16 protein-coding genes are annotated in these 21336 nt (G+C 57.9%); 8 read left to right on the top strand and 8 right to left on the bottom strand.

All coding sequences use genetic code 11. The features are described 5' to 3' along the window. Positions 1-103: 103 nt before the first annotated feature. The 4 genes from AR456_RS09910 to AR456_RS09895 form a co-directional block, all read right to left on the bottom strand. Complete coding sequence (locus AR456_RS09910) at positions 104-745, bottom strand: TetR/AcrR family transcriptional regulator (RefSeq protein WP_155829143.1); 642 nt, start codon at positions 743-745, stop codon at positions 104-106. Positions 746-910: 165 nt separating this feature from the next. Continuing rightward, the gene (locus AR456_RS09905; RefSeq protein ID WP_021817565.1) at positions 911-2653 is read right to left on the bottom strand and encodes an aldehyde dehydrogenase family protein; all 1743 of its coding nucleotides are present in this window, start codon (positions 2651-2653) and stop codon (positions 911-913) included. Next, entirely contained in the window at positions 2650-4278 is a 1629-nt protein-coding gene (locus AR456_RS09900) for a long-chain fatty acid--CoA ligase (protein ID WP_021817566.1), read from the bottom strand. Before AR456_RS09900 ends, AR456_RS09905 begins: the two co-directional genes overlap by 4 nt. Next, entirely contained in the window at positions 4275-5939 is a 1665-nt protein-coding gene (locus tag AR456_RS09895) for a GMC family oxidoreductase (RefSeq protein ID WP_021817567.1), read from the bottom strand. The genes AR456_RS09900 and AR456_RS09895 overlap by 4 nt, the downstream gene beginning before the upstream one ends. Before the next feature lie 231 nt (positions 5940-6170). Between AR456_RS09895 and AR456_RS09890 the strand changes: the two genes are divergently transcribed. Beyond that, on the top strand, positions 6171-7787 hold the full coding sequence (locus tag AR456_RS09890; protein WP_021817568.1) for an acyl-CoA dehydrogenase family protein: 1617 nt from the start codon (positions 6171-6173) through the stop codon (positions 7785-7787). A 72-nt stretch (positions 7788-7859) separates the two neighbouring features. On the opposite strand, the gene AR456_RS09885 is transcribed toward AR456_RS09890, so the two are convergent. Then, positions 7860-8987 (bottom strand): tyrosine-type recombinase/integrase, encoded by a 1128-nt coding sequence (locus AR456_RS09885; protein ID WP_051995693.1) that lies wholly within the window; start codon positions 8985-8987, stop codon positions 7860-7862. A 347-nt stretch (positions 8988-9334) separates the two neighbouring features. Between AR456_RS09885 and AR456_RS09880 the strand changes: the two genes are divergently transcribed. The 3 genes from AR456_RS09880 to AR456_RS09875 all read left to right on the top strand — a co-directional run bounded on the left by AR456_RS09880 (position 9335) and on the right by AR456_RS09875 (position 11540). Continuing rightward, on the top strand, positions 9335-9745 hold the full coding sequence (locus AR456_RS09880) for a hypothetical protein (protein ID WP_155829146.1): 411 nt from the start codon (positions 9335-9337) through the stop codon (positions 9743-9745). Then, positions 9745-9888, top strand: coding sequence for a hypothetical protein (locus AR456_RS21275; protein WP_021817571.1), 144 nt, complete (start codon positions 9745-9747; stop codon positions 9886-9888). Before AR456_RS09880 ends, AR456_RS21275 begins: the two co-directional genes overlap by 1 nt. A gap of 605 nt (positions 9889-10493) precedes the next feature. After that, entirely contained in the window at positions 10494-11540 is a 1047-nt protein-coding gene (locus AR456_RS09875; protein ID WP_021817572.1) for a DNA-binding protein, read from the top strand. Between the two features lie 20 nt (positions 11541-11560). Here AR456_RS09875 and AR456_RS09870 read toward each other — a convergent pair whose 3' ends face one another. Next, a complete protein-coding gene (locus AR456_RS09870; protein WP_021817573.1) occupies positions 11561-12001 on the bottom strand; it encodes a VOC family protein in 441 nt (146 codons plus the stop codon). Between the two features lie 207 nt (positions 12002-12208). Continuing rightward, positions 12209-12799: a Fe-S biogenesis protein NfuA gene (gene nfuA, locus AR456_RS09865; protein WP_021817574.1), complete on the bottom strand. Its 591-nt coding sequence runs from the start codon at positions 12797-12799 to the stop codon at positions 12209-12211. Positions 12800-13136: 337 nt separating this feature from the next. Between nfuA and metH the strand changes: the two genes are divergently transcribed. The 4 genes from metH (at position 13137) to AR456_RS09845 (ending at position 20540) form a co-directional block, all read left to right on the top strand. Then, on the top strand, positions 13137-16838 hold the full coding sequence (gene metH, locus AR456_RS09860) for a methionine synthase (protein WP_021817575.1): 3702 nt from the start codon (positions 13137-13139) through the stop codon (positions 16836-16838). Positions 16839-16901: 63 nt separating this feature from the next. Next, entirely contained in the window at positions 16902-18221 is a 1320-nt protein-coding gene (locus AR456_RS09855) for an MATE family efflux transporter (protein WP_021817576.1), read from the top strand. 140 nt (positions 18222-18361) lie between these two features. Beyond that, entirely contained in the window at positions 18362-20017 is a 1656-nt protein-coding gene (locus tag AR456_RS09850; RefSeq protein ID WP_021817577.1) for a nitrite/sulfite reductase, read from the top strand. Further along, positions 20007-20540, top strand: a complete 534-nt coding sequence (locus AR456_RS09845) for a DUF934 domain-containing protein (RefSeq protein WP_021817578.1) — start codon at positions 20007-20009, stop codon at positions 20538-20540. The genes AR456_RS09850 and AR456_RS09845 overlap by 11 nt, the downstream gene beginning before the upstream one ends. A gap of 81 nt (positions 20541-20621) precedes the next feature. Here AR456_RS09845 and smrA read toward each other — a convergent pair whose 3' ends face one another. Then, on the bottom strand, positions 20622-21215 hold the full coding sequence (gene smrA, locus AR456_RS09840; protein ID WP_021817579.1) for a DNA endonuclease SmrA: 594 nt from the start codon (positions 21213-21215) through the stop codon (positions 20622-20624). Positions 21216-21336 lie beyond the last annotated feature (121 nt).

The raw sequence follows: 21336 nt of genomic DNA, 5'->3' as shown, positions 1-21336 counted from the left end.
ATCTTCCCTGCCACCGGCACTCCCGGTACCTGAGGCACTCGGAGCCATGCCGGCATTCGCCACGAAAAGCGGTCAGAAAGATATGATCATGCGCCAGCCGTAATCACGATGATGAGGATTTCATCTGGACGATGCCTGTCAGCGCAGAGCGTAGCTGGCGTACCAGTTGCTCGTGTTGCTGCTCATCGCCTGAAGTGTTCTGCAGTAACAAGCGAAACACGCCGTCGAGCATGGCATAACCAAGTTGTGAGAAGTACTCGTCCTGCATCCCAGCAGCCTGTAGCGCAATCCCTACCGTTTCCTTCAACTTGTCCTCGATCTCCGCCACCACCGGTCGGAATGCCGGATCAAACATCGCCTGGCTGCGAATGTCGTACCACAGCCGATGGGTAGACAGATCATCGGTGATCGAGCGCGCCAATTCCTCGGCAAGGCTGTCGAGCACCTTACCGGTATCATGGTGGATACGTACGGCATCCTCGATGCGACCGATGAACTCGGACTTGTAGAGGCGCACACAATAGGTGATCAGCTCTGCCTTGTCGGTGAAGTAGTAGGTCAAACTGCCCAGTGACATGCCGGAATGCGCAGCAATATCCCGCATGGTGGTATTGGCATACCCAATGCGCTTCAGCGCATCCAGAGTACTGACAGCAATTTCCGTCTTCTTCGACTCACGCTTCGCCGCCTTGCGCCGCGCGCGTTCCTCAAGCCTTGTTTCCGGGTCTGACAGTTGTTGATTCATGTGTTCGTCTGCTCTGGTATCCGCGGAGATCAGTACATACTCCTGCACCCTGCCCTGTCACCCTGCAATGCTCTCCTCCCGTGAGCCGGAGCCCGAAGACGATCTGCATGCGCGTGATTCACGCCTTCGGGATAACATCCAGCTCTGGCCAGTCTCAGCTTCCCGCTATCCCAGGATGGCGTGATAGAAGATTCGCGGCACCTTGTGCCAGCCAGGGCTATGGTAAAAATCGACCAACAGCCGCGCCACCTTATCCTGTCTACTGTTGGTGATGAACCAAGGCGGTTTTGGCAACAGTGTCGGTCGCCGACTCGCCAGACTGCGGGGAAAAGGCCGGAATGGCGCTTCGACCACAGTGCGTTCGGTCTTTTCCAACATGAAGCTATTATGCACGGTGCCTATGCCGCTTTGCACATCCTGCAGGCTATGGCCGGGGAATGCCCCCCAAGGACATTGGGCCAGCAGGAAACCGACCCCCGACCAGCTATTGATGGCAATGGTGCCATAACGCAGTTCACTGAGAAGTTCGTTGAAGCGTTGCTTGCCGATTGCTCGCCGTGTCGCGGGATGAATGACAATGTTGGCTCCCAGGGTGCCATGTAACTCCTGATTGGCGTAATCAATCGCCGCGCGCAGAAAGCTCTCGGCATCGGCGGCATCCAACTCGGTTATCGACATGGCGGGGCCAAACACTTCCGTCTTTCGGAAGTAATCGGAATCAGCGGTCTCGGCAATCGTCACCGGAGGCGCATCCCCACGTGACACCTCAGTACTATTACCCGCTTCAGCCTGGAAGGCTGCCAACCGATCCTCGACGCCCGGGTAATATGCTGGACGTGTAGAGCGTGCCATAACACTTGAGGTTCTCTCGATCAGCTCAGCTCCATGCTTCCAACTACGCGGCATTATCAACACCTGACAAGCTACACAGTTGAAGCCGGAGTTGTGCAGTTTCTGAGTGGCAAGCTGTTCGGCTTGAAAAGCGATGTCCGCCTTGCTCCAGGGGCCGGGAACGACAATCGTCGGACACACTGCGCCCAGTTCAGAAGTAAACCGCTTGCTGTTACGTGGAGTGCCAGCCTCACGATTGCGTTTCGCCTCGTCGCCAGTCCCCCAGACAATGGCGTCATGCGTGGTCTGGGAGCCGGTGATATGCATTTCCTCAACCCAGGGGTGCTCAGTCAACCATGCACCGACTGCGCCATCGCCCTTGACGATGTGTAGCGCATTGCGGTCGATCAGCACTGCCAACGCTTTTTCCAGCAACGGCAACAGGTAATCGTTTACCGGGTTCAACTTGAGCAGGCAGACCTGGTTTTCGATAAACAACTTGTGGAACACGTCCAGAGGCGCAATCGAGGCAACGTTACCAGCGCCCAGAATCAGCGCCACCTTGCCGTGACGTTGCTCCATGGGCACGTCGTAGATCAATGCCGCATGCTCAGCGAGATTGCTCTCCGAAATGCCAGGCTGCATCCATACATCAGCCGTTACCCCCGACAACAGCAGACGATCCCAGAGCGTCGATGGCATCACTCGCAGTGCTAAACGTCCACCGGGCATATGGCGTCGACGAATGCTATCAAGGAATGCCTTACCCTCGATCTGCTCCAGAGTCGCAATCAAGCCATTGCACCCAGCCATCATCGCGCCCGGGCCGGCTAACCACTCCTCTCCCATCAAAGGACTGCCAGGTGCTATCCCCTTGGCGCTGCTGGCCGCCCGTGCCCAGTCTTCAGCAACCACCAGCAATGCATCCTTGATCTGCTTGAGGATGGTGATTCGCTGTTCTACTGTCGTTCTGGCCCAGTCATCTTTCGCCAGGTAAAGCGATTCCAACGCGGCCTCATGCTGCGGATACCGGGGATCGGTGGTTGCCCTCTGCGCTTCCTGCTCGGCGATCGTCATGTCTTTTCCTCCGTCAGAACCTGCCCATATTGGTCGCGCAGTTTGTTTTTCAGCACTTTACCCGTAGCACTCATTGGTAATGCATCGACGAAGATGACTCGATCCGGGATCTGCCATTTGGCGACCTTGCCCTCGAAGTCTGCCAACAGTTGCGTTTCTCCTACATCGGAGCCATTTGCCCTGACGCAGACCAATATCGGACGTTCATCCCATTTGGGATGCCAGGCGGCGATGGCTGCCGCATTGGCCACACCGGGATGCGCGATGGCGATATTTTCGAGATCGACGGTGGAAATCCACTCACCACCAGACTTGATGATGTCCTTGGCGCGATCACGAATCACCAGGTAGCCGTTCTCATCGAGGGTGGCGATATCACCGGTGTCGAACCAGCCGTCCTGAGTCAGGGCATCCTCATCTTTCCCGTAATAGGTATCGACCACCCAGTGTCCACGAATCTGCAGCAACCCTTGACTCGAACCGTCATGAGGCAGCGGATTGCCATCGGCATCTACAACACGGAGCTCGACACCGAAGATGGGGCGCCCCTGTCCCTGGCGCAGTTTCCGTTGCTGTTCCAGAGGTAGCGCTCGGTGCTTGTACAATGGCTGGTTGATCGTGCCAATCGGCGAGGTTTCGGTCATTCCCCAGGCATGGATCAGCTCGACACCATAATCGTCGCGGAAGACATTGATCATTGAAGGCGGCAGCGCAGTACCACCAACGAAGGAGCGTTCGAGATGAGGTAGTTGAGCATCGGATGCCTTGAGTGCTGCCAACAACCCCATCCAGATGGTAGGTACGCCGAACGCCACGTTGACCTTCTCGTCATTCAAGAGACGCAGCAGACTGTCACCATCCAGATTCGGTCCGGGCAACACCAGCCGTGCCCCTGCAATAGCGGCGATAAATGGAATGCCCCACGCGTTGACGTGGAACATCGGAACCACCGGCAGTAGTGCGTCTCCCGCTGAGATGCAGGTCCCGTCTGGCTGGTTGCCTCCCAGGGCATGCAGGACCAGCGAACGGTGCGAGTTGAGTACACCCTTGGGCCTGCCAGTGGTGCCGGAGGTGTAGCATAGTGCTGCTGGCGTCGTCTCATCCAGCTCGGGCCATGCGTGCTGCGCATCGCCCTCGGCAATCAATTCGTCGAAGAATTTCAGTGATTCGACGACCGTCAGCGCCTCCTCATCACGTGGCCCCATCAATACCAGATGCTTCACGGTGGTCAGGTGAGGCAGCAAATGAGGGATCAGCGCCAGGAAGGTGTGATCAAAGAACAACACTTCATCGGCAGCATCATTGATGATGTAGATAAGATGCTCGGGGGTCAGTCGTGGATTCACGGTATGAGTGACGCGGCCACCGGCCCCGACCCCGAAATAGATCTCAAGGTGGCGGCGATTATTCCAGGCGATGGTGCCACAGCGAGCTCCAGCCGAGACGCCTAACTTATCCAGCGCCGATGCCAGACGACGGGCGTTGGCTGCTACGTCTCCCCAGCAGGTACGCTCGATTCCACCACCGGTGTCTACGGAAACGATCTCGGTGGAAGCATGGTAATGCTCAGCATGCTCGATCAGCGAGCCAGTGGTCAGCGCTCGATACATCATTTGACCATTCATGACACGCCCTCCTCTGCAACGACGCTCTGCATCGCACTCTGACCGCTGATTTTCTCGCTGAGGATCATATCGGCAGCCTTCTCCGCGATCATGATGGTGGGGGCATTGGTATTGCCGCTGACCAGTTTGGGCATCACCGAAGCATCGACGACCCGCAAGCCTTCGAGACCATGCACGCGTAGCTCGGAATCGACCACAGCCATCTCGTCGCGGCCCATACGGCAGGTTCCGATGGGATGGTAGATGGTGTCACCACGTGCCCGGATGTTGGCTTCCCACTCAGCGTCGGTCATGCTGTCGTGAATCCCGAAAAGCTCCTGGCTCTTGTATTCGACCAGTGGTGATGCATGCATGATCTCACGCGTCAGTCTGGCGCCACGGATCATGACATCGAGGTCACGCGGATCATCAAGGAAGTTCGGGTTGATGCCCGGTGCGGCATGAGGATCTGCCGACTCAAGAAACACAGAACCTCGCGACCAGGGCTGCAGCTGGCATACATGAACGGAATAGCCATAACCCCAATGCAGGTTGCGGGCATGGTCATCGACAATCGCAGCCACAAAATGCAGCTGGATATCAGGACGGTCGAGTGAGGGATCCGTCTTGAGGAAGGCTCCGGCCTCACCGATAGGTGAAGCAATCATGCCATTGCCGTGCCGACTCCAGCGCGGTATGTGGCTCAACAGTCGCATACCACCCTGAATACCAAAGCCGAACAGGTTGGTATCTTTTGTCTTGTAGGCCTGAATGTAGTCGAAATGGTCCTGCAGGTTCTGCCCGACGCCAGTCAGCTCATGAACCATTTCGATGCCGTGAGGCTGAATATCTTCGGGACGACCAACACCAGAGAGCTGTAGCAACTGGGGAGAGCCGAAGGCTCCACCGGCGAGTATGACTTCACGCCTGGCCTTGATTCGCTGCTCTTCTCCATTGCGTGTATAGACCAGGCCAAAGGCACGCTTGCCTTCGAACAGAATTCTCGTCGCATGTGCCTGGGTAATAACCGTCAGGTTCGGGCGTGTGCCGGTGATCGGGCTCAAATACCCGTGTGCTGCGGAGCAGCGCTCGCCCTTATGCTTTCCTTCATGGAACTGAGTCACCTGAAAATAGCCGACCCCCTCATTGTCGCCGGCGTTGAAATCATTCGTCTCAGGGATCTGCAGCGACGCAGCAGCATCAATAAAGGCGCGCGAAATGGGTCGAGGTTGTTCCTGGTCGGCAACCTGTAGAGGACCATCACCACCGTGTACAACACTGGCGCCACGCACATTATTCTCGGCCTTGCGGAAGTAAGGCAGCACAGACTCCCAGTCCCAGCCTTCATTGCCCAGATCAGCCCAGTCATCGTAGTCAGCACGATGACCTCGCACGTACAGCATGGCATTGATGGCCGAAGAGCCTCCCAGACAACGGCCGCGAGGCTGGTACCCTCGGCGTCCATTCATACCCGGCTGCGGTACCGTCTTGAACGCCCAGTTATTGAGCTTTCCGTAACCCGGTAGCATGGCCACCACTCCTACCGGGGCTCGTACCAATAGCCCATTGCCGTTCGTTCCGGCTTCGAGCAGGCATACGCTGTTGTCTGGGTCCGCGCTCAGCCGATTTGCCAGTGTGGCACCGGCCGACCCTCCACCGACAATGATGTAGTCGTAGTCCATACTTACCTCACGAAGATGCTTGTTGTTGTGCTGGCGTATGTTTCTGTTCTGTGCTGAACTCTAGAAAAAATTCGTACACTTGACCAATAAAAACGTACGAACTTTAGTCCAGGTGGCACTCAATAGCCCATCTACGACTCATCCGAGCAGCGCCCTGATATGGGTTGCTCGCAGGTGATGCCCAACAAGTGACAACACTGACAATGACAACATCGACACTGTGGAGATCCCATGACTGACTCAACACCACGCTCAACATTGGCAACCCACGAGGTGCACAACCAACCCCCGCTACGTGGTGACATCGACCTGTGGTCAACAGACTCGGCTCTACGCGAGGCCATGAGCCGTGAAGGAGGCCAGACCGCTGTCGTAACGAATTATGCGCGGATGATGGGGAGCGCAGAGATGCGCGACGCCGGAATGGATGCCAATCGTCATCCGCCGGAGCTGGTGCTGTTCGATCAGGGCGGACGTAGGCTCGACGAGGTGCGTTTTCATCCGGCATGGCACAAGTTGATGCAAGCCAGCCAAAGCGCGGGCTATGCCAGCATCGCCTGGCAAGGCACCTCTGGTGGCCATGTTACCCATGCCGCCATGGTCTACCTCGCCAGCCAGGTTGAGCCGGGGCATTGCTGTCCCATGACCATGACCTATGCTGCCGTTCCCGCACTTTCCGCCAACTCGGCGCTGGCCGATATCTGGCGTCCGCGTTTGACAGCAACCCAGTACGATCCTTCACCGCGTCCCATCGAGCAGAAGTCATCAGCCACGTTAGGCATGGCCATGACTGAAAAACAGGGAGGATCAGATCTACGTAGCAATACCACTCGTGCAGAGCCTGAATGCGATGCCTATCGCCTTTCCGGCCACAAGTGGTTCTGTTCTGCACCAATGTCCGACGGATTCCTGACTCTGGCTCAGGCACCTGGCGGGCTGACCTGCTTCCTTGTGCCTCGCTGGCTTGAAGGTGAGCGCAACGCTATTCATATCCAGCGCCTCAAGGATAAGCTCGGCAACCGCTCCAATGCATCGTCGGAGATCGAGTATCACAACGCTCTGGGTTGGCGCTTGGGTGATGAAGGTGCTGGGGTCCGAACCATTATCGAGATGGTTCATCACACTCGCCTCGATACCGCCATGGCACCTGCAGGTCTGATGCGTGGTGCTCTCGCAACTGCTCACCACTGGGCGTCTCATCGTAGCGCCTTCAACCGCAACCTCGTCGATCAGCCTCTGATGCGCTCCGTGCTTGGCGATCTGGCACTTGAAGTCGAAGGAGCTCTTGCACTGGGCTTGCGCGTTGCCAGAGCCTTTGATGGCGACAGCGCAGAAGACCGAGCCATGGCACGTATCGGTGTCGCGCTGGCCAAATTCCTTGGCAACAAGCGTTGTCCCCTGGTGACCTACGAGGCAATGGAAGTACTGGGAGGCATGGGCTACGTCGAAGAGACTGGCCTGCCACTTTACTATCGTGAAGCCCCACTGAATGGCATCTGGGAAGGTTCGGGCAATGTCATCTGTCTGGATATTCTGCGCACCCTGGCGAAAGAGCCGCTAGCAGCAGAAGCACTGCGTGCCGACCTGATGGCAGCCCAGGGAAGTGATCGCCGTTATGATGCCGCGCTCCGCGCGCACCTGGAGCGCTGGCCCGGTTTGCCAGCGGAGAGTGAGGCGCGTTGGTTTGTCGAGCGCACGGCACTGCTGCTGACGGCATCGGTACTGATACGTGCAGGAGTTGCTGCCGTTTCGGACACCTTTGTCACCACTCGAATCGCCGGAGAGCGCGGACATGTAATAGGAGCTCTAGGCGGGGACATGAGCAGCGAGTTGCTTGCTCGTATCTGAACGCCTGCCAAATGGTGCCATATTCATCAATAACTCTATTCGTTATCAACATGGACCCCGCAGGGGCCGGCTTCAGTCCGGCTCCCTGTCACCAGCCCCCGGCAGTCGATGCCAGGATTGCTGGCGGTGCCATTCCTCGTCTTCGGTGTGTAGATAACGTGCGGTGGTATCGAGTCGTGAGTGTCGTGCCGACTCAGCAAGATAACGCAGCTCAACTCCGGCCTGCGCCTGGTGGGTCAAGGCGGTATGGCGCAGCCAATGCGGCGTTGCCTGTCGCAGCCGAGCGGTGGCCAGTTCATCGCCGCCCTGCTGCTCCATGGTGTCCGCCGCATCTGCAAAGGCCTTGCGAATCAGACGATAAAGATGATTCGCCCCCAGCGCCGTCTTGCCATCGAGTCGCCGTAGTATCGGACCTTCGCTGTAGCCCGGCGCCTCGCCTGGCCCGTAGTGTTCACATGCTGATTTTATCAGCTGCATCATGTCCGGAGGCACGGGGATCTCGGCGTACTTACCTCCCTTGCCCACCACGCGCCACCACCAACGGCCTTCTCGCAGGGCCAGGTCACTGAGCCGTGCCTCGCTCATCTCCGAGATGCGAGGTGCAAGCAGATACGCAAAGCCAAACACCAGACGCCGGCGCTGCCAGAGTTTCACCTGCCTGTCTGACGCTCCATCAGCAAGCGGGCGATTCAACCAGCTCCATAGCCACTCCCATAACGGGCGTTCCAGGTAGCGTTCGATTCGCGTATCACGGCTATTGTCCAGGCGCCGGCGCTTGTCACGCATCAGTCGAAAAGGGTTATGCGTCAACCAGCCGGCCTCCAGTAACCAACCGACCATTCCCTGCAGGATAACCAGGCTCTGGCGACGACTGGCTGGCGATAGTGGGCCACGAAACGGTCGCCACTGTGGATTACGACGCGGTTTGACCGGCCCAATCCAATAGTGGTGCGGCTGCGGGTCGGCGAGAAAAGCCTCGAACTCATCGAGATGTGGGCGCCGTAACTCACATAGCCGCATGTCGCGACTATCCAACCACAACAACAAGCGCTCTGCCTCACGCCGGTAACTGCGCAATGTCTGCGGACTGGCTCGATATTCCTGCAGCCAGGCCGCTACGGCCTCTGCATCACTGTTGGCCAGAATCGCTGCCCCGAAAGGCGCTGGCTGATGCCCACGCCCCTCAGCAACAGTTGGCATATCCAGCGTCGGTATCGGGACAGCAGCAGCGGGATCGGATCGAGACATCGGCTTCAAATCTTTCGGTGTGGAGCAGGAATGCCGGCGCCAACACCGACTGACGGCGATTATACAGACAACGCCGAGAGGATACCTCGCCGCCGATGCTGGGCTTTGATGCGCAGAGCAGTTCGTTGTCCTACACCTCAGCCAGCCGCAGCAGTTACCATGGTACGAGCCTGGTGACGCATGAGGCTGGTAACGTATTGGACTTGCACTGCCGCGCCGGGCACACACGGCCTGTCACGCGAAAGCAGCGGATGACCGCCTCCACATCATTCAAGAGTACTCAATTTCAGAGAATACGGATGTCTGACCACAAGGATGCACACGACAGGCAGCTTGATGAGCTCAAGGGTGAGTTGATTCGCTTCATCGAAGAGCGCTCTGCCGTCGATCCTCAGTCGCGTGAGGGCGGTTCATTACGCTCAAGAGCACTGACCGAGCAGGAGTTGGAGGAAATCACCGAGCATCTCGCTGCAGAGCGCAAGGCGAAGCATGCGGCGATTCTCAGCAACCTGCTGGATCTCATTGATCGCGCTGGCACCACCGTGGGTTCGCTGTCACTGATTGCCTTGTTCTTTGCCGACAAGACCAACACGCAAGGAACCTTGTTGGTTGCCAGCACCTCCAAGCCGTTATGGGGCGCCGCTTTTGGATTTCTGCTCGCATTGGTGGCATCCTATTGCAAGGCCATCCTCACCTGGAGGGACAAATAATGGCGTTCTACATCATTCTCGCGGCCATGGCTGCCTTTACTGCAGCGACCGGCTTCGCTGCCTGGCGACTGGATAGAGCTTACCAATCCGACGTCAAGGAATTGCGCAAGTTCGCACACCAGTACCTCGACAGCCGGCAGTAACCCTTCCTTCTGCAGCTCACAGCCGAGACTCGTTCTCGGCTGATGTAACTACTCTCAGTCTACCCTCCCTTCCCGCCAGGCTCTTTCTGCTTGCGTGGCAGACGTTTGTGCCCAGCACATGCTCGACAACATGGGTTCTGGCAACCTGCTTCTACTGGTAACCCGCGCTATTTGAGCGTGGACGGGCTGTTCCTCGCTCAGGGCATATGGCCCGCTGTGGCCAGTCTTCCGGCATTACAGTCAGCCTTACCCAACCATTTCCAGCACTTCACTCCATTTGCGTCCCCCCTTGCCCCGTCACTACGGGCTTTATCAGCCGCATTTCCTGGCGATCTGTACACCTCAATAGTCATGATAATGCGAGTAATCTTGATTTTATATTCAATTTCATAAATATTATTACGTATTTATGATTTATGTAATTACAGATATTGCGCTACAATTCATCACCGGCGAACACCAGTAACCACCAGGATCGCTTGTCATAGACCATGCAGATAAACACCAGCAACATCCGATCTACACTCAGGGCATGGCACCCCGGGGCAGGTTTCGGGCATTATCTGTGTTGGCGCCGCTTGTTTGTGCCACTCAAGGAGAGACACATGGCCCGAACCGGGATTACGTTCGAAGACGTCCAACGCGCCGTGGACACTTTGCTGCAGCGCCAGGAAGCCCCCAGCGTGCAGAAGGTGCGCGAGATTCTCGGCACCGGCAGTTACACCACCATCAGCGACCACCTTCGCGAATGGCGATCACGCCGCGATGAGCGCCGTGATGTGCCTCCCCCCCAGGGTATGCCGGTGGAATTGCAGCAGCTGGCGGAAGAGCTCTGGCAACAGGCACAGCAGGCAGCGACCGAGAACCTTGCTCACTATCGTGAGGAAGCCGATCGGCAGGTGGAATCTGCTCAAGAACGTGTTGCAGATGCGTTGCGACGCTCTGAAGATGCTGAACAACGCGAATCAGCCCTCGCCGCGCACCTCAGCAGCACAGAGCAACGCCTGCAGCAATGCAGTGCGGAAAGTGCGCGCATGGAAGCGGCAGCGCAGAACCTGGAGCAGCAAGCAGAAAAGGAGCGTCAGCGCGCCGGCCAGCTTGGCGACCAGTTAACCCGCCTGCAGCAGGACAATGAACGCCAGGCCGCGCAACACCTGGCCGCGGTGGCACAACTGGAAAAGGAGCAGCGCGAGAAACTGCATCAGGAAGAACAGCGTCATGAAGCTGCCGAAGCACGCCTGATGGCAATGCTCGACGATGCCCGCCAGGAACGCCAGGCTCTGGAGAAGGCTCATGCCCAGCGCCTGAAGCAGGCCGAACATCGGCAGGACGCTCTTCAGCAACAGCTACAGGCTGCGCGCGCAGATCTAGGGGACGAAGAGAAGCGTCATCGCGAGACTCAAACCGCTCGTTCACGGGCCGAGGAAAGCGCACGAGCTCGCGGTCATGAGGTTGACCTACTCAACGAGCGTATAGAAGAACAGCGCCGGCAGATGGCAATGCAATCGGAGCGTCTCAATCTTCTCGAAGCACGTCTGGACGAGAAACTCTGGACGCTGACGGGCAAGTCTTCCCCGGATCAGTCTCGGGAACTGGCCGGCCAACACAGTGATACAAGCACGAAGAACGGACCGAGCTCAGATATCGAATAAGCGTCTGAGTGCGCTGGATGTCAGTCTGGTTCAGGCAGGATCAGGGAACCATCGTCCGCCAGTGGCCAGAAGGGATTGGCGGCGACCTCCCAGACATGACCATCGGGGTCAGCAAAGTAACCGGAATAGCCACCCCAGAAAACCGTTTCGGGTTTCTTCAAGCATGTCGCTCCAGCCGCAAGCGCTGCTGCAAACACCTGGTCCACCTCTGCTGCATCCAGACAGTTCTGCGCCAACGTCATCGCTCCGGTGCCCAACTCCTGCTCGGAGCGCGCCTGGTCAGCAGCAAGTTCGGCACGCCCGAACAGTGCCAATGCTGCCCCATTCATCTGATAGAACACTATGCCCGGCTGGGATTCGCCATGTGGCTGCCAGCCCCAGCCAGCATAGAACGCCTTTGCCCGTGCCAGATCTGTGACACTCAATGTGATCAACGTGACTCGCTGTCGCGGAAACCCCATCTATCTTTCCTCCATTCCCGATCAGTACAGGCGGGCAATAACCTGGCGGACAACAGCAACATATTGGTGCTGCGCATAGCTGCCTGAATACGCATCCATGCCAACCTGTTCCCATAAAAGCATAATGCCGCCTCAGAGGGCGGCATTATGCGACTATTGGTCAAGGCAGCACATCGCCACCATTCATTGCGACTCTGTAGAGCAGGCCTAACGATAGTAAGCGTTGGTGGTATCCGTATGGTCAGTCACATCACGGATGCCGGCAAGCTCGGGAATACGCTCCATCAGTGTCTTCTCGACACCTTCCTTCAACGTCAGGTCGACAGCGGCACAGCCCTGGCAACCGCCACCAAAGGCCAGTACTGCCACTTGCTCCTCGGTCATCTGAACCAGCTTGATCTCGCCGCCGTGAGCCGCAAGCCCCGGATTGATCTCACTGTAGAGGACATAGTTGATGCGATCTTCCAGCGGGCTATCGGCGTTGACCTTGGGCATCTTGGCATTGGGCGCCTTGATGGTCAGCTGCCCTCCCATACGATCCGCATTGAAGTCGACGACACCTTCTTCCAGAAACGGAACACTATTGGAATCAAGGTAGACGTTGATCTTGTCGAGGTTAAGAAGCTCATCAGTGGGCTCTTCTTCACCGGGTCGACAATAGGCCAGACAGGTTTCGGCGTAAGGGGTGCCCGGCTGGGTGATGAAGATGCGCACCGCAATACCCTCGACACCCTGCTTCTCGAGCAGTTCTGCCAGGTATTCCTGTGCGCTGTCGGTAATCTGGATGTTCTCGCTCATGTGTCTCTCACTGCTGTCAGCTCCCGCCGGCACTTTGCCATTACCACAGCGGGTATATTTTCTTCATGGTAAGCGACACCATGGCTCGATACAATCCCGAGTGAATTAGTCGGGTATGCCTTTTCCCTGCCGCCAGCCTCACCGATTTGGTAAGATACCAGCCCTTTACGGTACTTACCTGCCGAAGCGCAGGAGTATATCAACATTCTGATTGCTGCTGACGGGCTCCGGTGGTCCCCCCATAGATGGGTACGAACACCGTTCGATACAATAGCCTGCTTGTATAAAAACTAATCGCCGACCTGATGTTAGCGCATTGCTGGAGATACCTCTGCCCATGGTTGCTGTTGCCACTGACCAGACCGCCCGCCTGAACGAAAGCCTCAAACAGCGCATCCTGATGCTGGATGGCGGCATGGGGACGATGCTGCAGAATGCCTCGCTAAGCGAAGAGGAGTTTCGCGGCGAGCGTTTCAGCGATTGGCCCAGTGATCTCAAGGGCAACAATGACCTGTTGGTACTGACCTGCCCTGAGTTGGTAAGCCGCATTCATCGCGATTACCTCGAGGCCGGTGCAGATATCATCGAGACCAACACCTTCAATGCCACACGGCTTTCCCAGTCGGACTACGGCATGGAAGAGCTGGTGGCCGAACTGAATCGCGAGGCCGCTCGAGTGGCCCGAGAGGTCTGCGATGCCGTAGGTAACGAGACCGGGGTTCCGCGTTATGTGGCGGGTGTCCTCGGCCCCACTTCGCGCACGGCCTCGCTATCGCCAGACGTCAATGACCCCGCCAGGCGCAACGTGACCTTCGACGAGCTGCGCGACAATTACCGCGAGTCAGCGTTGGCACTGATGGAAGGCGGCGCCGATCTGATCATGATCGAGACCATCTTCGATACGCTCAATGCCAAGGCCGCTATCTACGCATTGGAAGAGATTTTCGACGAAACTGGCGTGCGCTTTCCGGTGATGATCTCCGGCACCATCACCGATGCCTCGGGCCGCACCCTGTCCGGCCAGACCACTGAGGCATTCTGGAACTCAGTGCGTCATGCCAGGCCGCTGACTGTCGGTCTCAACTGTGCGCTGGGTGCCGAGGAGCTGCGACCTTACGTCGAGGAGCTCTCCAACAAGGCGGAAACCTTTGTCTCCGCCCACCCCAACGCTGGCCTGCCCAATGAGTTCGGTGAATACGACCAGACGCCGGAAGAAATGGCAGAGATTGTCGCCGAGTTTGCGCGTAGTGGCCTGGTGAACATCATCGGCGGTTGCTGTGGCTCCACACCCGAGCACATTGCGGCCATTCACGCGGCGATCAAGGATCTGCCGCCACGCATCCTTCCCGAGCGGTCTCTCGCCTGCCGCCTGTCCGGCCTCGAGCCCTTCAACATCGAGAAGGATTCGCTGTTCGTCAACGTCGGCGAGCGTACCAATGTCACCGGTTCTGCTCGCTTCAAGCGACTCGTTGTCGAAGATGACTTCACCACAGCGCTGGAAGTCGCACTGGAACAGGTAGAGAACGGCGCTCAGGTCATCGACATCAACATGGACGAGGGCATGCTCGAGTCCCAGGAAGCCATGGTGCGCTTCCTGAATCTGATCGCCGGAGAGCCGGATATCGCTCGCGTGCCGATCATGGTCGACTCCTCCAAATGGGACATCATCGAAGCTGGCCTCAAGTGCATCCAGGGCAAGGCCATCGTCAACTCGATCTCGCTGAAGGAAGGCGAGGAAGCTTTTCGCCATCAAGCGACCGAGTGCCGTCGGCATGGTGCCGCAGTGGTGGTCATGGCCTTTGACGAGGAAGGTCAGGCCGACACTTTTGCGCGCAAGACCGAGATCTGTCAGCGCGCCTACCAGGTACTGGTCGACGAGATCGGTTTTCCTCCGGAAGACATCATCTTCGACCCCAACATCTTCGCCATCGCTACCGGTATCGAGGAGCACGACAACTACGCGGTCGATTTCATCGAAGCGACGCGCTGGATCACTGAACACCTACCGCACGCCATGGTGTCTGGTGGTGTTTCCAACGTTTCCTTCTCGTTTCGTGGCAACAATGCGGTACGCGAAGCCATTCACTCGGTGTTTCTCTACTACGCCATTCGTGCCGGCATGACCATGGGTATCGTCAATGCTGGCCAGTTGGCCGTCTATGATGACCTGCCGGATGAGCTGCGTGAGGCGGTCGAGGATGTAGTGCTCAATCGCCGCAGCGACGGCACCGAGCGCCTGCTCGAGATTGCCGAGCGCTACAAGGGCGACGGCAGCAGTGCCGAGAAGAAGGAAGATCTTGAATGGCGTAGCTGGGAGGTCGAAAAACGTATTTCTCACGCCCTGGTCAAGGGGATTACCAGCTACATCGAGGAAGACGCCGAACAGGCTCGCCAACGCGTCGAACGCCCGATTCAGGTCATTGAAGGCCCGTTGATGGATGGCATGAACGTGGTCGGTGATCTGTTCGGTGCCGGTAAGATGTTCCTGCCTCAGGTGGTCAAGTCCGCTCGCGTCATGAAGCAGGCAGTTGCCTATCTCATCCCGTTTATTGAAGCCGAGAAGAGTGAGGGTACTCAGGCCAAGGGCAAGATCGTCATGGCCACGGTCAAGGGTGATGTTCACGATATCGGCAAGAATATCGTTGGCGTCGTCTTGCAATGCAACAACTACGATGTTGTCGATCTCGGCGTGATGGTGCCCGCCGAGAAGATCCTCAAGACCGCCATCGAGGAGAAGGCAGATCTGATCGGCCTATCCGGGCTGATCACACCGTCACTCGACGAGATGGTACACGTCGCCAGGGAAATGCAGCGCCAGGGGCATACCCTGCCCCTGCTGATTGGCGGTGCGACGACCTCCAAGGCGCACACTGCGGTCAAGATCGAGCCACAATACGATCAGCCGGTCATCTACGTGACCGACGCTTCACGTGCGGTGGGTGTCGCTAGCCGCCTGCTTTCGCCAACTCTCAAGCCAGCCTACGTTGCCGATATAAAGGAAGAATACGAGAAGGTCCGCGAGCGCAATGCGAAGCGTCGACCCAAGGCGGCGGACCTGGACTACGCCAGCGCCTGCGAACGCAAGCCGCCTCTCGAGTGGGGCAGCTATACGCCACCAGCACCGACCTTTACCGGCCTCAAGGTCTTCGACGACTACGATCTCGATTCGCTGGTCGAACGCATCGACTGGACGCCATTCTTCATGAGCTGGGAGCTGGCCGGCAAGTATCCGAAGATCCTCAATGACGAGGTCGTCGGTGAGGCTGCTCGAAACCTGTATGCCGATGCCCAGGCGATGCTCAAGCGCTTGATCGATGAGAAGCTGATCCAGGCTCGTGGTGTGATCGGGATGTGGCCTGCCAATACCGTGGATCACGATGTCATCGAGGTCTATGCCGATGAATCCCGTCAGCAGGTCATCGAACGGCTGCATCATATTCGCCAACAGACCACGAAGAACCGCGAAGGCGTCTGCTACAGTCTCGCCGACTTCATCGCACCCCAGGACAGCGGCAAGGCCGACTGGATCGGTGGTTTCGCTGTCACTGCCGGCCATGGCGTTGAAGAGCTGTCAGCGCAGTACAAGGCGAATGGCGACGACTACAACGCCATCATGGTCCAGGCATTGGCTGACCGTCTCGCCGAAGCCTTTGCCGAGCATATGCATGAGCGCGTACGCCGCGAATTCTGGGGCTATGTTCCGGAGGAAAGCCTCGATAACGAGGCCTTGATCGCCGAGAAGTACCAGGGCATCCGCCCTGCTCCCGGCTATCCGGCCTGTCCGGATCACACCGAGAAGGCAACTCTGTTCCGCATGCTCGATGCCACCACCAATACTGGCCTGGATCTGACCGAGAGCTTTGCCATGTGGCCGGCTGCAGCGGTATCCGGCTGGTATTTCTCGCACCCGAAGTCGAAGTACTTCTCCACCGGCAGAATCACTCGCGACCAGGTCGAGCGCATTGCCGAGCGTAAGGGACGAGATATCGGTGACATGGAGCGTTGGTTGTCGCCGGTGCTGTCCTACGATCCAGCATGACATCAACTGCACGTCCACGACCGAAACTGCAAGCACGCCCCACGGGCAATGACCGGGGGCGTGATGCTGCCTGATACGACACGGCGCCGGACTATCATGCGCCTTGCCCTGCCAATCATGGCGGGCATGCTGACTCAGAGCCTGCTCAACCTGGTCGATGCCGCACTGGTCGGCAGCCTGGGCCCCAACGAGCTGGCTGCCGTGGGTATCGGCGGCTATGCCATGTTCCTGATCTCGGCAACGGTGTTCGGGCTGATGTCCGGTGTCCAGGCCCAGGTCGCACGCCGCCATGGTGAACAGGCTGTTGAGCGCTGCAGCGCCCCCCTGCATGCCGGACTGGTCATTGCACTGGCCGTTGCCCTGCCGCTGAGCGCGCTATGTATCTGGCAGGCCCCCAGACTGTTGGCATTGATCAACGACGACCCGTTGGTCGGTGGTATTGCGGTCGACTATTTCCGCTGGCGCGTGGCATCACTACTGCCGATTGCCCTGATCTTCTGCTTTCGGGGCTACTGGAATGGCGTGCAGGAGACCGGCATCTACCTGCGTATCATGCTGGTCATGCACCTGGTGAACCTGGTCGCCAGCATCGGGCTGATCTTCGGGCGATGGGGACTGCCGGAAATGGGCACCAGCGGCGCCGGTCTGGGGACAACGCTATCTCTGGTTACCGGCTTGATACTGTGGGCCGCTGTTACACATCATCACCTTGCATTGCCTCGAGGCTGGCCTTCTACTGGCGATCTATTGACGACCCTGCGCCTGGCGACACCGCACTCCTTTCAGCAGCTATGGTTTGCCGCTGGCTATGCGATGCTGTTCTGGATTCTCGGTCAAGTGAGTACTGCGAGCGTCGCGGTGGGTCATGTACTGGTCAACCTCTCATTACTGCTGATCCTCCCCGGCGTTGGTTTCGGCATGGCCGCCATGAGCCTCGTCGGGGAAGCCCTCGGACGCGATAATCCTGAAACTGCTCACCGCTGGGGCTGGGATGTGGTTCGTCTGACCTGGCTTTCCCTTGCCGCACTATCACTGCCGATGCTGGTCTTTCCCCATCAGGTATTGGGGTTGTTTCTGCATCAGCCAGAGATGATCGAAATGGGAGTTGATCCCCTGCGCCTGACAGCGTTGATGATCGTGGTTGATGCGGCTGCGCTGGTGTTTACCCAGGCATTGCTGGGTGCAGGGGCTCAACGCACCGTCATGTTGCTGACGCTATCGACTCAGTGGCTGGTATTTCTACCACTGGCCTGGTGGATCGGTGTCCACCAGGGATGGGGGCTGGTCGGCATATGGTGGTGTCAGTTAGGCTATCGCACGCTCAACTCGCTGGCTTTCGTGCTGATCTGGCAACGGCGACGATGGCAAACCGTGACAATCTAGAATGGCGACTCCAACTAGAAAGATGCCCCTAATTACTTTTTGCGCGAAAACTATAAGGATTTATTCTTTTATAGAATAATGGCGAAAGAGTAAGGTAGCGGGCAACGTCCCGTCATTCTCATGCTGCAGGAAAGCGCTGAATGTACCGCTACGACAATCATGACCAGACACTGGTCGACGAACGCGTCGAACAGTTCCGTGACCAGATGCGCCGCTATCTTGATGGCAAGATCAGCGATGAGGAATTTCTGCCGCTGCGCGTGCAGAACGGTCTGTATGTGCAGCGCTATGCGCCAATGCTGCGTATCGCCATTCCCTACGGCATGCTGGCTTCTTATCAATTGCGCAAGCTTGGCGAGATTGCCGCGCGCTATGACCGTGGCTATGGCCACTTCACCACGCGTACCAATCTTCAGTTGAACTGGCCGAAGCTGGAAGACGTACCGGACATCCTTGCCGAACTGGCGTCGGTGCAGATGCATGCGATCCAGACCAGCGGCAACGATATTCGCAATACCACTACCGACCAGTTCTCTGGCATCGCCGGTGACGAGGAAGTTGATCCACGTCCCTGGTGTGAGCTGATCCGTCAGTGGTCGACTTTCCACCCGGAATTCTTCTACCTGCCCCGCAAGTTCAAGATTGCGGTGACGGGAGCCAGCGAAGATCGCGCAGCCATTCAGGTTCATGATGTGGGCCTGCGCTTCTGGCGCGACGATGCTGGAGAGGTGCGCGTCAAAGTACTGGTGGGAGGTGGTCTCGGCCGCACGCCAATGATCGGCGAAACCATCTGCGAGGACCTTCCCTGGCAGCACCTGCTGACCTATCTCGAGGCGATTGTACGCGTCTACAACCAGTTCGGTAGACGTGACAACAAGTTCAAGGCACGTATCAAGATCCTGACCAAGGCGCTTGGCGTTGATGAAATGCGTCGCCGTGTCGAGGAAGAGTGGGCGCACCTCAAGGACGGCCCGCAGACTCTCAATCAACAGGCCATTGATGAAATGGCGGACCACTTCATCGAACCGCCACGCCGCGAGATCGATGAATCGACCATCGATGCCTATGAGACGCTGCGTGGCGATAACCGTGCCTTCGCACGCTTCGTGACCAACAACGTCACTGATCACAAGGTCCGTGGTTACAAGGCTGTGACTCTGTCACTCAAGCGCAGCGAACAATCACCGGGAGACGTAACGTCACAGCAGATGGCCGACATTGCCGACCTGGCCGATGACTACAGCTTTGGCGAACTACGTGTGACCCACGAGCAGAACCTGGTATTGACCGATGTCGCTGTCGATCAGATCGAGGAGTTGTGGCACAAGCTCGAAGCCCTTGGCCTGGCAAACCCCACCGTGGGCACCCTCGCCGACCTGATCTGCTGCCCCGGCGGCGACTATTGCGCGCTGGCCAATGCCAAATCGATTCCGGTAGCCCAGGCGATTCAGGAACGCTTCGAGAGCCTCGATTTCCTCTATGACCTCGGGCCTCTCGACCTGAACATCTCTGGTTGCATGAACGCCTGCGGTCACCACCACGTCGGCCACATCGGTATTCTCGGGGTCGACAAGAAGGGCGAAGAGTACTACCAGATATCTCTCGGCGGCAGCCAGGGCAATGGCGCCTCGCTGGGCAAGATTCTCGGTCCGTCCTTCTTCCGTGAAGACGTGCCAGGCGTTATCGACAAGGTCCTGCAGGTCTATGTCGGCGAGCGCCAGCCTGATGAAACGTTCATCGACACTTATCGCCGTATCGGTCTCAAGCCGTTCAAGGAGTTTGTGTATGCTGCCTGAGCAGACGCCCCCACGCCCACTGATCAAGAATGGCCGGCAGGTCGAGGATCAGTGGCTGCGCCATGACGAAGACGCCGCTCCGGCACAAGGCTATGCCATCGTACGTCTCGATGTGTGGCTGGCCGCCGAGCGACGCGATTCTCTGGCACCCTGGCTGCCCAGCGATACCGAGCTGGACACAGAGACCATCGCGGCACTGCGTGAGGCACCTCTGGTAGCGATCGACTTTCCGAAGTTTACCGATGGCCGTGGTTATTCCATCGCGCGAGTGCTGCGTGAGCGCCATGGCTTCACCGGAGAGATCCGTGCGGTTGGTGATGTGCTGATCGATCAACTGGTGTACATGAAGCGCTGTGGCTTCGATGCCTGGTCGATGCGTGAAGATCAAATCGTCGAGGACGCGCTGAATGCTTTCAATGCTTTCAGCCGCCACTATCAGGTTTCCATCGACAACCCCGAGCCGATGTTCCGACGCCGCCAACGCGAAGCACGCGAACGTCAGCCCGAGGCTGCGCTGGCCTGACACCCTCGCATGTTCCTGAACGACAACGCCGCCCATTATCGGGCGGCGTTGTCATTTCAATACCTTTGAAGAAGATAACGCCTAGCCTCGGCGCTTCTGTTGCCGTTCACGGTTATTGGCCCTCGCCCTCTCACTCTTGCGCAGCATTACCCAAGTGGCTCCCAGGCCGCCGTCGCGCTCCTGGGCGGAAGCATAGGCCTGGACTTCATCGAGTAGCGTGAGCCACCTGGCCAGACAGGAACGCAGGATATTGGGCGGGCTATCAATATCTCGCCCACGACCGTGGATGATCAACACCGAACGCAGATCCGATGCATAGGCATCGCGAATGAATACCGGCAACTCGCGGCGGCATTCCTGCAGAGGGCGCCGCAGCAGATGGAGACTGGCCTGAACCGGATAGCCACCCTGGCGCAGACGCTCCAGAACGCCGATCTGAATACCATCACGACGATATTCCAGTGGATCGAAAGGCGGTACCAGATCAATGAACTCGTCTGATAGCGTGTCCAATCCATCCCCCCCGGCAATGGCATACTGACGACGCGCCATCTGGGACTCACTGGGAGTGCCGCGATGATGACCGAGGTCTGCCCTGTTGCGCTCCCGGTTGAGGGGCTGCACATCGCCCATCAGTGCCCGAAAATCCACATCTTCCTGGCAACTCTGCGTCATGTGACACCTCCTCTCACCTGTGGTCAGACTTCCTATCCTGGCAGGAGTGATGGGGAAACTGAACCATTGCCCCATCACTACCCCCTCGCCAGCATTTTCCCACCCTCTCACCACCATCAAC

The sequence above is a fragment of the Halomonas huangheensis genome (genome assembly GCF_001431725.1).
Taxonomy (GTDB): Bacteria; Pseudomonadota; Gammaproteobacteria; order Pseudomonadales; family Halomonadaceae; genus Halomonas; species Halomonas huangheensis.
This window is presented reverse-complemented; position numbering and strand designations above follow the sequence as displayed.